General features: G+C 47.9%; 4 protein-coding genes. All 4 read right to left on the reverse strand.

What is annotated here, in order from left to right:
- Positions 1-29 precede the first annotated feature (29 nt).
- Genes ACED59_RS16405 through ACED59_RS16420 form a run of 4 tightly spaced genes read right to left on the reverse strand, consistent with a single transcriptional unit; the run spans position 30 to position 16,001 of the window.
- Entirely contained in the window at positions 30-5,972 is a 5,943-nt protein-coding gene (locus ACED59_RS16405) for a beta-ketoacyl synthase N-terminal-like domain-containing protein (protein WP_371705057.1), read from the reverse strand.
- Positions 5,969-8,002 carry a PfaB family protein gene (locus ACED59_RS16410; RefSeq protein WP_017096197.1) on the reverse strand — a complete coding sequence of 678 codons (2,034 nt, stop codon included), beginning with the start codon at positions 8,000-8,002 and terminating at the stop codon, positions 5,969-5,971. The genes ACED59_RS16405 and ACED59_RS16410 overlap by 4 nt, the downstream gene beginning before the upstream one ends.
- Complete coding sequence (locus ACED59_RS16415) at positions 8,002-15,810, reverse strand: phosphopantetheine-binding protein (RefSeq protein ID WP_371705058.1); 7,809 nt, start codon at positions 15,808-15,810, stop codon at positions 8,002-8,004. The genes ACED59_RS16410 and ACED59_RS16415 overlap by 1 nt, the downstream gene beginning before the upstream one ends.
- Positions 15,810-16,001 carry a hypothetical protein gene (locus ACED59_RS16420; RefSeq protein ID WP_017098773.1) on the reverse strand — a complete coding sequence of 64 codons (192 nt, stop codon included), beginning with the start codon at positions 15,999-16,001 and terminating at the stop codon, positions 15,810-15,812. The genes ACED59_RS16415 and ACED59_RS16420 overlap by 1 nt, the downstream gene beginning before the upstream one ends.
- Positions 16,002-16,161: the final 160 nt, after the last annotated feature.

Genomic DNA, 16,161 nt, shown 5'->3' on the forward strand with positions numbered 1-16,161 from the left:
CTAAATTCTTTCCTAGTTCTCTGTCAGGCTTATGCTTCTTCGATACAAATCGCGATGTCTTTCACTTCGTAAATACGTAGACCATCTTTGCTCAGGTTTGCGTCGCCAACGATGATGCGTTTGCCGTCTTCGTCTTTGATTGCAGTGATGTGTACATCCAGTGACATCTGTTTGTTCAGAGGGTTAATCTGACCACGGTATTTCCATTTCACTTCAGATTGGATTTGACCAAACTTAGGATTGCGGAAGCCAGCACCAAGATCTTTATTTAGCGCATAGGTTTGCATCAGTTCGATGATCGCTTCGACACCTAGAGAACCTGGCATTACCGGATCTTGATGGAAGTGGAACTGGAAGAACCAATCGCTTGGGTCAATCGTACGCTCAGCGTATAGGTAACCCAGACCGTCTTTACCACCATCGCTGGTGATCTGCACCGTATCGATAAAGTTCAAGCGACCGCCAGCCAGTTGGTAGTGCTCTTGCACTTCACCAGTAGCAGAAACAGGTGCATTGAAGTAACGAGTCGTTTTGTCTAGTAGGTTGATGTTTACATCCGGCGTGCGGTTGTTATCAACATGCCAAGGGTGAGTCACTTTACCGTTGTCCAAACCAAGCTGGTCTTTCAGTGCTGCGCCCTTGAAGTAACCGAATACCGCTGTACCTTGGTAGAACGGCACGCCGTCAGTGCTCAGTTCGAAGCTGAAGCTCTGAACGATGTTGGTGCCCATCATTACTGTTGAAAGCAGACGAGAATCGTTGGTGATCGTTTTGCCGCGCAAGTCGACGTTACGCAACATTTTGCCGCTGCCATCTAGGTTGCGGAAAAACAGTTCTTCACCTGGGAAACCCAGTGTTGTTCCCATGTAGCCAGAGATGAAGCCGTTTGGCTGCAGTGAAATCTCCATCAATACCGAGTAAGGCATTAGGGTCTGGTGGCTGTTTTCATCAAAGTACCATGCATTTTCTGGCACTTCGTACTCTGCGATACACGATGAAGGCTTCTTGAAGTCGCCACGCTTACCGTCGATCTCAACCACACGAGTGGTTAGCTGCAAGTCGCCACACGGAGTACGTGGTGGAATCATTCCACGGTAGATAGAGAAATCAGGACCGAAACACTTCTCGATATCGCCAGTCGCGAATTCGAACATGTGGTAAGGCGTGAATGGAACCGTATCGGGTGTGCGGTTCGGGTAATCAGGCGTTGCCGGAGCTTCAACGTGTTGAAGAGGAACCACACCTTTGTTTGGTGCAGTTTCTAGGTCTTCAATTTGAGCCATCAATGGCGCATTCGCTGAAGCCTGTTGGTTCACTGCTGGTGTATGGCCCAAGCTTTTATGGTCCAAGCTTTCGATAACAGGGGTCGCGACAGCTGATTCTAAAGAAGGCAGATAACGAGTACATTCGTCGTCTTCTTTGATCATCACACCCAAGTTTTGGAAATCAACAATCACTTTGCCATTCAGCAAAATATCGATGTTAGCTTTCGCGTATGGGCGAGGGCTTAGACCAATCTCAGTCACTTCCATGCGGTAAGTCAGTTCTGCCGATTGTGGTAGAACTTGACCACGGCAACGTACTTGTTGAGGCGCATTTTCAAGCGGTTGGAAACGACCATTTTGAACAAGCGTGTGCATGCCAAGGTGCATCATGAAGAACTGAAGCAGTTGACCACAACCTTCTGCCATCAAAGAACCAGCCATTACCGAGTCATCTTTGAAGTGACAAGGGAAGTACCAATGCTCAGGCTCTAGCTGCTTATGACCTTCAATCAGACCAAGTCCCCATGTGCCACCTTGTGGTTCAACACGACTAACCTTTTCGATCATCATGAACTTCTCTGAGCTGAAGCATAAAGAAGGCTGGTGGCTATTGGATTGGTGAGTTGGACCAAAACATTCTGCAATGTTGGCAGTCAGTAGATGACGCAATTCTTGGTGGTTAAACTGAGTTTTAGGGCAGTGCAACATAGGATCGAAGCGTTGCTTAGTTGCAAGCTTACGAGCCTTGATTTCATCTTCAGTGTGAATCACACCCTTGCCATCTGCCAACTCTTCATCGGTGAAGAAGCCCGCACAGCCGTTATCCATTTTCAGGATCATCTTGTCGCCAACGAAACATTCGTACGAGAAGAAGAACAGCAGCGTGTCGCCATTGCGAGCAAAGTTGTTGATTGAGATGTCGTAACGCAGTGTATCGCCACCACGAGGCAAGTCGCCAAGGAAGGTCAGCGTGCAATCAAGCAGGCGATAAACACGCTCACCTTTGTTTTCGAAATCAATACCTAAGTAGCTGATTAGCATTAGGTCACACTGACCAGATTCAACTGCAACAGCCCAAGGGATCTGACCATCAACAAGATACGGCGCATCAACTGGGATGTCGTATTCTGTGGTCATTGTGCTTGGCTTGTACTCGTTAACGGTCGCGTTTAGCTTGGTTACACGAGATACCAGTAGGTAGTCCGTGGTTGGCAAGCGAACGCGACGCGAGTAGCTATCGATGATCGCGTAATCAGGGCCAAATACGTTAGCGATGTCGCCTTCAGCGTATTCAACCAGATCATCGTAATCCCAGATACATGGCTTACGGATAGGTTTTACTGATGCTGGCGTCGCAAGTACGTTTACTGGCACTGACTGAACCTGAGTCGGTTGAGCTTGAACAGGCTGAGCTGATGTTTGCTGACCAGTCGTTTGTTGAGAAAGGGCATTGCTATCTAAACCAGATGTCACTGCGTTTAGCTGTGCTTTTAATAACGCATCAGCCATTTGCATGCCTTGGGCACGTGTGTGCAGGAATGCTTTGTGTACTTGCTGCGCCGCTTGCTGGTTTTGAGCAAAAGCTTGGTTTTGGCTTACCTGAGCTTGGTTTAGATTTTGTGGCTGCTGTGAAGCTGCGTCGATTTGAGACGCGCCATTTTTAGCGGATAAGACATGAGTCATATTGCTGTGGTTACCTGTTAGCTGACTGTGGCGAGTTGGCGCCAGAGTAGGGGATACTGAAGTCGGAGTTTCGATGACTGGCTCTACCGCGTTCTGCGCTAATGCTTTCTTCTCTAACTCTTTTTGCGCAAGGGCTGCTTGAATGCTTGCTGTCGTTGGAATAGACGCCACTCTTGCTGCTTGTTTGCCAGAAGCTTTCTGTTGAATCGTTGCTAAGTTAGTCACTGGGGTTTGGGCAATATGTTGATAGATATCGCGACCACCTAATGTCACTTGCTTAACTAATTGACGTTTAGCATCACTCGCCAGTTCATTACTTAAACGAACCGATAGTGACTGAGATTCAACACTCGATTGGCTTAGTAGTAGCTGTGAACATTGTCCTTCGCTGATGTTGGCAACAATCACGCTCTTAGAACTGACATTCGGATTCAGAGGTGCAAGGTTCAGGTTGAGCAGACCGTGTAACAGGCTTGCCATCCCAGAAGCTGCAGAGCAGTGCCCAACACGTAGACTCGCTTGAGTCGTCCTTGTGCTCGCTAAACTTAGAGACGAAGACTGATATGACGAAGACTCTGGTGCATGGTTAAGCTCAAGCAGAGAAACATCGTTCGAGCTCAGACCGACTTGAGTCAGTAACTCATCAGCCACGGCGTTGTTATTCTCGCTTGAGCCAAAGGCCAATGCGTTGATGCTGCCGTAAGCCGTATCTTGGTTGCTCGCTATTCGACTCTCTTCAACAAGAACAATCGCACCTGCGCCTTCTCCCACATTCCAACTGCCGTCTTGCGTTTGTCCGAATTTTGGAGCAAGTGACACTGGGCTCATGCTGTTCTTCAGAATTACATGCTCTGCACTGCCGCTTAGGTCTACGGCTGCAATTACGACTGCATCCATCGATTCTTGCGACATTAGGTTTTGCGCGACATCGATACAACGAGCAACCGACTGTTCAGCGGCTGAAATCGTAAAGGCAGGGCCGTTAAAGTCCCACAACGAAGAGATGCGCGAAGCCATGATGTTGCCGATGAAACTGGTGTATTGGTTCAGCTTGGCTGCGTCCATCACACTGTCCATCGCGATGGTTTCTAGCGCTTGGTATTCATCTTGTGTCAGCTCAATCCCCATGTTGGTAAAGCTGTCAGCCAATTGGCTATGCAGGTTTACGCGTCCACGGAATTGGTGCATCTCAAGCTCTGTTTCCATCGCAACGAGTACTGCAACTTTTTGGCCTGCTACAAGCTTGGCGTCTTTGATCGCTTCGTCTGCAACTTTCATCAGTAGCAACTGCTGAGAGATCAAACGGTCATCTTCATTAGGCGGCACTTTGAAGCGTAGGAAATCGAGATCGAATTGATCGATGTACGCGCCATTTGGAATACCGTGTAAACCAAACTGATTCAGTAGTTCTGGATGTTGGTCTAAGCCTTTCCAGCGCTTCTTAGGCAAGGCAATGAAAGCATCGTTGTTGGTCTCAATCGCAGTGCTTAGCGCGTTGATGCTCTGCAGAGAACCAAAGTGAGACGCTAGACCAGTAATGCTTAAATTAGATGGTTGTAGGCTTGGAGACGCTGACTCTTGAGTCGGGTTTACATGACTGGTGTCTGAATACGCTTCAAGCAGTAAGTGAGCGTTACAGCCACCGAAACCAAAGACAGAAACACCCGCACAGCGCTCTGAGTTGCCCGCTTTACTTGGCCAAGATTGAACCTGCGTTGGCAGAGTCTGTGAGCCAAATAAACCTTCTGGCGACGATAGTGGCTTATCCAAGTTAATACTTGGCGGAAGCACACCTTCTTTCATCGCAAAGATCATTTTCATGATCCCTGGCATACCCGCCGCAGTCAGCAAGTGACCGAGGTTGGACTTAGCAGAGCCAATCAATGGCGGGTTCGAACCATTCAATTTGTCAGCAAAGAAACGCTCCATTGAGGTTAACTCAACCTTGTCACCTAATGGTGTACCGGTTGCGTGACACTCAATCACTTCAATGCTGTCTGGTGATAAGTTCGAAGCCTCGTAAGCGCGTTCAAAGGCTTGGACTTGTCCTTTGCTGTTTGGGCTTAATACGAACTGGCCTCGGCCATCGTTCGACAAGCCAATACCGCTGACGACTGCGTAAATATTGTCGCCATCACGCTCTGCATCAGCTAAGCGTTTTAGGACTAAAACCCCCGCACCTTCGCCAGCAAACAGACCTTTACTGTTGCTATCAAACGGAACCGACACACCGTGATCAGGGTAAGCGTGGAAGATCGAAAAACCCATATTGATAAAGAATGGGTCAGCACCGGATACCGCGCCTGCCAACATCATGTCGGCTTTGCCTGTATTCAAGTAATCACACGCTAACTTCAATGAATACACAGAGCTTGCACATGCGGCATCTAGACTCAGTTGTACGTTACCTAAACCCAATGCATCAGCCACTAACTTAGAGGCGTTGTGTGCCGCTGCACCATTGATAGGGTTGAGGTCTTGCGCGGTTTCATTGGTTGGTAGCAATGAAAATTGGTCATTAGCTAATTTATCTTTAAATGCTTTCTCGACCACCGAGTGATAAATCGGTAGAAACAGGTCGTTTGAACGTGTGGTTGGGAACGAAAGGGCACCCATGATCACGCCTGTGCGCTCTAAAACATCGGCATTCAGATCAATGCCAGCGTCGACTAACGCCTTACGACTGGTATCCAAAGCCCATAGGAAACTTTGGTCAACACCGTTGAACGATTCTGCTGTTAAGCGGTAGCCATTGCTATCGAAATTGAAGTTTTCGATGTAACCGCCTTTGTCACAGTAAAAGCGGTCTGACTCACCTTGCACGCCCTGATAGTTTTCAGGTTTAGCTCCTAACTTTTCAGCGCTTAATGTGGTTCGAGAATCTTTTTTATCCAGCAAGTTTTGCCAAAAGTCTTTTGGCGTATCAGCTTCTGGGTATTGGTTTGCAATACCAACAATCGCGATCTTATTGCACTTTACTTGTTGTTTGTTCTGAGCCTGATACTGGTTCGATTGAGAACTCATACTAGCTCTCCTTGATGATTCACTGCGCTGCCTTGAGACACACCACTTAATTGCTTAGCGGTGGTGATCTGTTGTTTTAGCCCTTGAATAAGTGGCTCGACAGACAGTGGAATTTGATGAGTAATGAGCTGACCAATGCATTTGATGAGCGTGACAACATCGTCACCGCCTTTGGCATTGGAAGCGATTGTGCAGTACTGGTCTGCTACGTTGTCGCTACGATTGATCTTGTCGATCAATGTGCTGGTTTGACGATCGGCACCTACTTCGACAAACAGACGAGCACCTTGTTGACGCGCACTCTGGATCAACGCGGTGAAATCCAGCGTTGAACAGAAAGTGTCGGCAATCGAAAGGGCGATGCTGTCACTGTCGATATTGATTGGTGCGCCAGTCGGTAGACCTGCTGCGCTGATAAAGCGGATATGCTTTGGCAACTCGTCGAACAGTGGTTGTGTGTAAAAATCGCGTACTTGGCTATGCTGGCTTAGTGCTGGTGTGGTGTGCATTGCAGTAACACGGTTAGCGGCAATGCCACGTTTACCCAGTTTCTTGAGCAATGCACGACATGTGCTTTCACAACCTGCCAGTACGCAAGTGTCACCTTGGATGATAGCGAGGTAAGCGCGTGGGAATTCTGGTAACAGAGCCTCAATCGCTTGTGCATCACTGCGAACCACAAAGCTATTCCATTGGATGCTTTCGTCGCCGTTCAGCTGCCAATCTTGACGCACTGCGGTGAGTTCGCCAGAAATAGCCGTCGTGAAGATAGGACTGGTTTGAGTCATCTCAATCAGCGCATGTGGATTTTTCCAAACATTTAAGCTGGCCCACATGGAGGCTTCACCCTTGGAGTAACCCAAGGCGAAATCTGGTTGCACTTTGAATTCATCACATAGCAGTTGTGTTAACAGATAGCTGCTGCCTACACCTGCAATTGCCAACTCACTAAGAGACATTTCTTGCGAGTCTTCAGCGTAGGTTTTGTCAGCCTGCAACATTTCTTTCAAGTTACCTTCGCGCTCTAAACGAGCAAATAACTGTGGGAAATGCTGGTGAAACTCGCGCAACATGCCGGGATAAACTGTGCCAACACCTGGGTAAACAAATGCAACTCCACCTTTGCTTTGAGGCATCGGTGAGAAACAACTGCCCGCTGGCGTTTTGTATTGGCTATTTTCAGCCATTACTTTTGGCAACGCATTTTCTAGCGCTGTGATCTCTTGTATTGCAGCATCAATTGAAGCCGCTTGAATCACGATGTTCGCACTACGGCCAGCATTGTGCTGAATGCTTTGCAAGTGACTTAGGTTTGAATGCATCAAGGTAGCGATAGCAAGTTTGCTGTCTGCCGCTTCGTTAACGCATTTAAGCTCAGCTCTTAGTGAGGTCAACTGAGAAACCAATTCAGCTTGGTCATTGCCAGAAACCACAAACATCAAACGCTCGCTCGATAGCAAGGGTTTTGGTTCTTGCAAACCGGTCGCTTGAGTCAAGATCAGGCTGGTGGATTTTTGGCTATCGTCACTGAAAGTTAACGCAGTAACACGAGCTTTGTTCGGCTCAGTGAACCAGTAATGGTTAGGTAATGAACGGCTCGATATCGCATTAACCATATTCAACAATTCATCAAACTGCTGCGAAGCAGAAAGTGCAGAATATTGTTGTTGATGGCTTAAGTCTGAAGCTGGGCGGCGTGCAATTTCCAGAGCAAGCTGAACGCTATCTTCGGTAGCTGCATCTGCAAAACTCGCTAGATAAGCGTGTGGATGAATCTTGCTTTGAGCCGCGGTCAGCGCGCTCAACATCACCAATGATGGAGAGTGAGAATCCAAACAAAGCTTAACAGCACTATCTTGACTGACAGCTTCAATCGCTTGAGTAAGTGCTTGATTAAAATTGCCACCAACCACAACTGTCATCATCTCAGGAAGCGAAGATGATAAGTCGGCAGAAAGCTCAGCCGCGTTTGCTGGCTGAGCTAAAAGAGCGATGCGCAATGGCATCGCTTTATTAGTAGGAACAGTCACTATGACAATTGCTCCTTTTCTGCGTTCTTATTAGACTCTTTCTTCGAACCTGTTGAGCTAGACTTCGGCAAAAATGCGTCGTTTAAGCTCTTGCTGATGGTGACTTTTGCACCTTTCATTACCGCACTTAAACGACCATCTTGGTGGTAAAGCGAGATATCAGCTTGCAGAGAACGAGCCGTGCTTTTTATCACGCTCAGCTCTAGCCAACCTTGGTCACCGTTGTGCATCGGTGCGTAACAAACAAACTCACCGATTGCAGACGGTAGGCTTGCCGCGCCGTACTTCAATCGAGCCCATACCAGCATGGCTTGCAACAGATAATCTTCGGCAAATGGTTGGCTATCGCCAAAGCCTTGCTTAGGAATAAATGATCCGCAGTCGCTGTTTTCAATCTGAGGCAACTGGCATTGAGCCAATAAGCCTAAGTCGTCAAAGCGTTCAACTGAGGTAATACCTTGCAATCTTGGTCCATGAAACAGAGTGCCGTCACTGTATAGAGCTTGTGCCGTTGTTACTGGTGTTGAAGAGTTAGCTTCAAAGCGTTTTGTCGACGCTTGTTGAACATCTTCAGACACTTGCACAGAGGCAACTAGCAACTGAGCTTGATACTGTGGTCGCCCTTGGCAGCTGATTACTGCTTTTAGCTGATCTTTTGATTTAGCGTCTGAAGACAAGACAAGCGTTAGCTCTTGCACTTCATCAGTATCAAAAATCACACCCTTAAGCAGTTTATAGTTGTGAACGCTAACGTTCACCCCTAACAGTTGCTCTGCTATCTCACGCATCCATTGGATAGCACACACTGTCGGTAACACTGGGTTACCGGCAATGCAGTGATCTTGAATGAAAGGTAATGCCTTCGGATCAAGATGACGTGTCACAGTGATGCTTGTATTCAGCGGACTCTTTGCAAGATGCACAGACTCCGCATTAAGCTTTTTTACAGCAGCTTCCTTGTTGTCAGAACCTTGCATGCTCGTGCCAACCAGCAATTGAATTCCAGTTTCGTTCAGTAGCTGAGAACTAAACAGCTCTGCACCTGCTTGAAGAGGAATTACGTACACACCGCGCTCTGTAAACATACGTTTTAGTGCAGCGTTTACCATGCCACCGTCCCACGGTCCCCAGTTGAAGCTCATCACTTTCGCTTGAGGGTTACGAGCAGACAATTGCAGAGCCGCTTTGTTTAGGATTTCGTTAGACATCGAGTAATCGCTTTGGCCTGTGTTTCCGTAGAAACCTGCCGCTGAAGAGAACATCGCAATCAGTTTTAGCTTGCTGCTATCAAGACCGCCAAGAACTGCTTCTAGTCCGCCCACTTTCGTGCCGTAAACCATGTTCAGTTCATCAAGCGTTTTATCTTGAATGTGCTTGTCAGCAAGTACGCCTGCACCGTGGATAAGACCTGTGATGCCTTCGAAATTCGCCAGCGTTTTCGCTACTGACTCATGGTTCGACACATCTAGGCTTAGGTATTCAGCGCTCGCACCAATCTCGTTGAAAGCGGCAAGTGCTGCGTTGATTTCAAGGCTGCTCAATACCGGTTTTAGCAAGGCATCAACTTTCTTTGGCGTTGGTTTGTCACCTGTTGCTTGTAGGTGAGCAATAGCCGCTGGTTTTAGCTCTTTCTCTTGCTTGCCTTGTGCCCATTGAGGTAGCTCTTGTGATGTAATGTGTTTGCTACGACCTGCAAGAATGAAGTGAGACTTACATTGCTTAGCAAGCGTTAGTGCACATTCAAACGTTACGCCTTTAGCGCCACCCGTCACGAGAACTTTGTCGCTCTTGGTGAGTTGAGCGCCTGTGTTTTTGGTTTGTGCAGCACCTGGTGTTGCTGCAATCAGTGTTGCACGACCAGATTCACCGTTTTCCGCATGGCTAAGGCCGATTTCAACCGTGTTGGTATCGATATCGAACAGTTCGCCTGTGATTGCTTCAGCAAGATGACGAGCATCAATCGAAGCGTCAGCATCCAATGCGCGGCAGAACACGTTTGACCATTCATGGCTCAGTGTCTTAGTTAGACCAGATAGAGCCGCTTGGTTAAGTTCTGCGTTCGCTAATTGCTTAGTATCTAGGTAACCAAAGCCACCATCGATACGGCTCAGTGTGAAGAACACGCTACGACCAGAAACGGCATTCAGCTGACCATTTAGGTGCTTGGCGAATAAGAACGCTGTCGTCAGTGAAGCTCTTGAGTCTGCATTCAAGTTAACCGCTTGCTCGTTGCTTTGCTTGGCATCAACGATAGCTTGTAAATGAATGAAGCCAGCAATCACTTTGTTCGACGTTTTAAGGTCTGCTTCGATGTCGTTAATAACTGCAGTCACACCAGCATCATCGACGCTGTTGAGCGTGTAGCTTGCAATTTCACTGTTTAAAGGTGACGCGGCAGAAAGAGCACTACGCACTACAGCAACTTGAATGCCGTTAGCGGTCAACTTTTCTGCTAGAACACCAGCGTTGTGACCATCATCTGTGATCACGACACAAGCGTCTTTTGAGAAACAATCGACGAGTTTATCTGCCGCTGGTAGCTTTTTTAGCGCTACCTCATTGTGTGGAGGAAGTTCCGCTGTCGCTGTTTCTGCTTTAGCAGTCGCTACAGGTGCAGCTGCGGATAGCTTGCTTTGCATGTAGGTAACGATTTCACCAAGCGTACGACACTCAGCTAAGTCTTCAGGGTTTAGCTCTGGCAGCGTTGGAAGCTGGTCTTGAACCGTACCTAGAATCTCAACACGTTTGATTGAGTCGATACCAAGGTCTGCTTCCATGTCCATCGCTAGGTCGAGCATTTCTGCTGGGTAGCCAGTTTTATCGGCAACCACTTCCATCATGGTTGATTGAACATGAGCAGGGTTTAGGTCGTTGCTTGCGCTTTCTACAGCGGCTGTAGCTGCTACTGTCGCAGTTGCTGCGTTAGGAGCTTCATTAGCGCCTAGTTTGCTGTTCATGTAGTCAACGATTTCGCCAAGAGTACGACACTCAGCTAGATCTTCAGGGTTCAGCTCTGGCAATGTTGGCAGCTGGTCTTGAACCGTTCCAAGGATCTCAACACGTTTGATTGAGTCGATGCCAAGGTCTGCTTCCATGTCCATTGCTAGGTCTAGCATCTCTGTTGGGTAGCCCGTTTTATCCGCGACTACGCTCAACATTGTGCTTTGAACTTGTTCTGCGTTTAAACCGTTTGATACTGCTTGTACTGGTGCAGATGCTTGAGTTGCTACTGGAGCAGACACCGGAAGCTTACTGTTCATGCTTTTAGTATTCATGTAAGCAACTATCTCGCCTAGAGTGCGACACTCTGCGAGGTCTTCAGGGTTTAGCTCTGGAAGAGTCGGTAGTTCGTCTTGTACCGTACCTAGGATTTCAACTCGCTTGATTGAGTCGATACCAAGGTCAGCTTCCATATCCATTGCTAGGTCTAGCATTTCAGTCGGGTAGCCCGTTTTCTCTGCGACTACTTCTAACATGGTTTTCTGAACGACAGCCGCATCTAGTCCATTGCTAGCTGTTGCCGGAGTAACTACTGGTGCTTGTGAAGACACAGGAGCAGAAGCTGGAAGTTTACTGTTCATGTAGTCAACAATTTCGCCAAGAGTACGACACTCAGCTAAGTCTTCAGGGTTTAGCTCTGGAAGAGTAGGCAGTTCATCTTGAACCGTACCAAGAATCTCAACACGTTTGATTGAGTCGATGCCAAGGTCTGCTTCCATATCCATTTCTAGATCAAGCATTTCCGTTGGGTAACCTGTCTTTTCAGCAACCACTTCTAGCATGGTTTGTTGAACGACTTTCGCATCAAGACCGTTAGCGGCTTGAACAGGAGCAGTTGCGCTTGGCTGTGCGGCAACAGGCGCTGATGCTGGCATCTTGCTGTTCATGTAAGTAACGATTTCACCAAGAGTACGACACTCAGCTAAATCTTCAGGGTTCAGCTCTGGTAGGTTCGGCATTTCGTCTTGAACGGTACCAAGGATCTCTACGCGCTTGATTGAGTCGATACCAAGGTCTGCTTCCATGTCCATTTCTAGATCAAGCATTTCCGTTGGGTAACCCGTTTTCTCAGCGACCACTTCTAGCATCACTTTTTCAGCATCGGCTGATTGTACTGCTACTGGTGTAGCCACGGGAGCCGGTTGCGCTTTAACTGGAACAGGTTGAGCTGCAACAGGCGCTGCCGCTTGAGCCGCTACTTGTGGTGCAGGAACGGCTTTCTGGACTGGAGCTTGCTGAACTGTTGTATTTTGAACTGGCGCAGCTTGTACAGGAGCAGCTTGTACTTGAGCTACAGGCTCTTGAACGATAGCTGTTGGAGTAGCTTGAATTACTGGCTGAGCATTTACAGACGCAACGAAGGTTGGTTGTGCCGTTTGTACTGAACCTTGCGTCAGCATATTAAGTGCAGAGCTGTTGCTGTGCGCTTGCATTTCTAGGTAATGAGCGTGAGCTTTTAGCGTTTCAGCTTGGTGCTGGTGGAACATTTCCATAGAACGCTGTAGGTTCTCAGGAATTGCTACGCCTGCCGTTGCCATTTTCGCTTGCTCAGACATTAAGGTGTTGAATGTGTCACCGTATTGCTGAGGAATCGCCAAGAATTGCTGATGTACTTCTGCTGCTTGTTGTTGAGCATTGAAGAACGACTGCAGTGAAGATTCATCAACCGTTACGTTAGACGGGGCTGTTTGAACCACTTGAGGCTGCTGAGCTGTTGTTGCTACTTGTGCGCTTGGTGCTGGAGCAGCTGACTGTTGTACATTTGAAGCTTGAGGAGCAGCCACAGGTACTTCAACGATTTCTGTTTTAATCACTTCTTTTTCCACGATTTTCTCGACTTCAACTTTCACTTCAACAATCTCAGTCTTTTCGGTGACGTTGCCCGAAGCCAATGATTGATCCATTTTCTTACGAGTAGCAGGGCTGATGTAGTTGGTTGCATTCAGCTTGATGTTCATTGGTGATGCCTTTGCAGGTTCAGCAATGTCAGCTTGGTAAGGGTCAATGTTGTCTAATGAAATACCTGCCACGCACAGTTGAACCGCAGCTAAGCGAAGCTGTTGGTCACTGTCGCCTTTAGGGCTTGGGTTGATGCTGATTGCGTAAAGCTCTTCGTTCTTATCAGCCAATGTTTTCTCAACCAGCTTTTGAAGAATGTTCTTCGGACCGAACTCAACGAATACACGCGCACCGGCTTCATACATCGCTTCAATTTGCTCGCTGAAACGAACCGATTGCAGCATGTGTTGCTTGAACGCTTTCTTAATCGCTTTCGCGTCTTTGCTGTGCAGTTTGCCCGTTGCGTTCGAGTAAAGCGGCAGCGTTGGAGCGCTGAATGAAGCTTTGTCAATTGCAGAAGCAAATGGTTTTTGAGCGTGAGCAACAAGCGGTGTGTGGAAAGCACCAGACACTGGCAGAGCAATCGCTTTGAAGCCTTGTTCTGTTAGCGCTTGTGCTGCTTGTTGAACGGTTGCTGTTGGACCTGCGATAACCAGTTGAGTCGGAGCGTTGTAGTTGGCAATGCTTACGCCTTCGAATTGGCTGATGCAGCTTTCAACGGCTGGAAGCTTGTCTGCGTCTAGGATGACCGCAAACATAGTACCGCTGTCTCCTTGTTCTGGTGTCGCCGCCATCGCGTCGCCACGAGCGAAAGCTAGCTGGTAGTAATCGTCTTGCGAGATAACACCCGATGCACATAGTGCGCTTAGCTCACCAAAGCTGTGGCCTGCGACCATGTCTGCTTTGAAGCCAGCTTGAGTCATGATGTCGAACTGACCCATAGACACAGTACCAATCGCACTTTGCGCATTGGCCGTGTTGGTTAGCACCGCTTCTTGAGCTTTGGTTGCTTCTGGTGTGAAGGTTGGAATTGGGAACAGAATTTGCGACAGAGCCGTTTTCTTGTGTTGACCAAATACTTGATCCGCTTGAGAAAGCTGTTGGCGCATCTCAGGGTAATGACAAGCAAGCTCGCGACCCATGTTGAGGTATTGCGAACCTTGACCTGCAAATAGCGCTGCCACTTTACCTGCGCCGTTTTCTGCAATCAGTGCCGACTCACGGTAGCTAGTACCGTTTGGCATCTGCCAATGTGTTTTTGTTTGGCTCTCAAGCATAGAAAGCGCTTGAGTCAGTTGCGCTAAAAGATCTGCTTGGTCAGTCACGACTAAACCAAGACGAGCATGCTTAGCGTCAACTTCGCGTAGAGCGTGTTGCTCAGCAAGCGCTTCCAGTTTGAACGCAGCGTCTGCAGCTTGAGTTGAAACCTGCTTGAGCTCATTGATCAATGCTTGACGAGATTCCGCACTGAATAACAGAGTTTGCGGTACTTGGCGTTGACGGTATTTGTCACCGCGAGCGTGCTCAGGTGTGTACTCTTCCAATACCACGTGGAAGTTAGTGCCACCAAAACCAAATGAGCTGATACCTGCACGGCGCGGTGTGCCGTCGACACGTTTCATCCAAGGACGAGTTTGTGTGTTTAGGTAGAACGGCGAGTTCTCGATATCCAACTTAGGATTCGGAGCCGATACGTTAATCGTTGGCGGCAGTACTTTGTGGTGCAGTGCTAATGCAGCTTTGATTAAACCTGCAGTACCCGCGGTTGATTTAGTGTGACCAATTTGAGATTTCACAGAGCCTAATGCAATGTGTTGCTTCTCTTCATTGTTCTCACTGAATACCGAGTTTAAGCCACCAAATTCAGCCACATCGCCTGCTGCTGTACCTGTACCGTGCGCTTCTAATAGGCCAAGCGTGTGCGGTGCGAAACCAGCATCATCGTAAGCACGTTTTAGTGCTTTTGCTTGTCCTTCAGGGCGAGGTGCGTAAATACTCTTGAACTTACCATCCGAAGAAGAACCCACACCTTTAATCACTGAGTAGATTCTGTCGCCGTCGCGCTCTGCATCTTCAAGACGCTTCAGAGCAACCATACCGATGCCTTCACCAATCATCATCCCTTTTGAGTCGATGTCGAAAGGTTGAATGGTTTCATTGGTGGTAAATGCGGGTGTTTTAGAGAAGCTCATGTACATGGTTGGCGAGTTATCAGTACACACACCACCTGTGATCATCATTTCACTGCGGCCTTCAACCAGCTCACTTAGAGCCATACGCATAGCGGCTAGAGAACCTGCACACGCAGCATCTACTACACAGTTGATGCCACCAAGGTCAAAGCGGTTAGCGATACGACCTGAAATTACGTTACCCAATGAACCAGGGAATGAGTTCTCTTCCCAGTGGATATATTGGTCTTGGAATTTTTTGATCAGCATTTCGCTGTCTTCGTCGTTGATGCCACTGCTCTTGAAGACTTTTTTCAAAACAGGGTATTGAAGACGTGCATTTAGGCTTTGAGCGATCTTTTGACCACCACCAACACCCAGCGTGATACCGATCTTATCGCGATCGTAGCCTTCAGGCAGCTTGGCATCTTCAAGTACTTCTTTTGCAACGATCAAAGAAAGCAGCTGTGAAGTATCAGTCAGTTCTAGGATATTTGGCGGAAGACCGAACTCCATAGGGTTGAAGTCTACTTCTGGGATGAAACCACCGCGCTTACAGTAAGACTTGTCTGGCGTAGTACGATCTGAATCGTAATAATCTTCTGGACGCCAGTGCGTATCTGGTACTTCAGTAATCGCATCGATCTTTTCGCTGATAAGATCCCAAAATTTATTCAGGTAGCGAGAGTTTGCAAACATGCTCGCCATACCAACGATAGCGACAGGCATATCTTTAAGGCGTTTATTCAGTCGAGAATCGTCGACTGATTCCGGTGTATTTGTCTCGGGTTGGCTCATTATGAGTCTCCACTAGAAATCACAGAAAGTGATGTCGTGTTTTGAGGCTGCGCTTTTAAAGCTATAGAAAGAAAATCTGAAACAGACTTAGGGAAGCGCAGCTGAAAATTCAGGTTGCTGAGTGGCGGCAACCAGATAGAAATTAGTTTTTCGAAGTGCGTTGACTTACGAGAGTAGGGGAGGTGTTTCATGCGCGACGGTGGCATTCAAATGTTGAGGCGATGTCCATTAAAATCCTGTTCAAAGTCTGACTAAACGACAAGTCGGTATCCGCAAAGAAAACGTGTGAATTTGTTTAATGGTTGAGCAGGCTACCCGAGGTGAGTGGTCGATACAATGCTCCCAGAGGCC

Origin of the sequence: Vibrio sp. FF266 (assembly GCF_041439695.1) — a bacterium.
GTDB lineage: Bacteria > Pseudomonadota > Gammaproteobacteria > Enterobacterales > Vibrionaceae > Vibrio > Vibrio tasmaniensis_A.

Coding starts and splice junctions, on each gene's coding strand:
- ACED59_RS16405 (WP_371705057.1), bottom strand. CDS start 5,972: ATGAGTTCTCAATCGAACCAGTATCAGGCTCAGAACAAACAACAAGTA.
- ACED59_RS16415 (WP_371705058.1), bottom strand. CDS start 15,810: ATGAGCCAACCCGAGACAAATACACCGGAATCAGTCGACGATTCTCGA.
- ACED59_RS16420 (WP_017098773.1), bottom strand. CDS start 16,001: ATGAAACACCTCCCCTACTCTCGTAAGTCAACGCACTTCGAAAAACTA.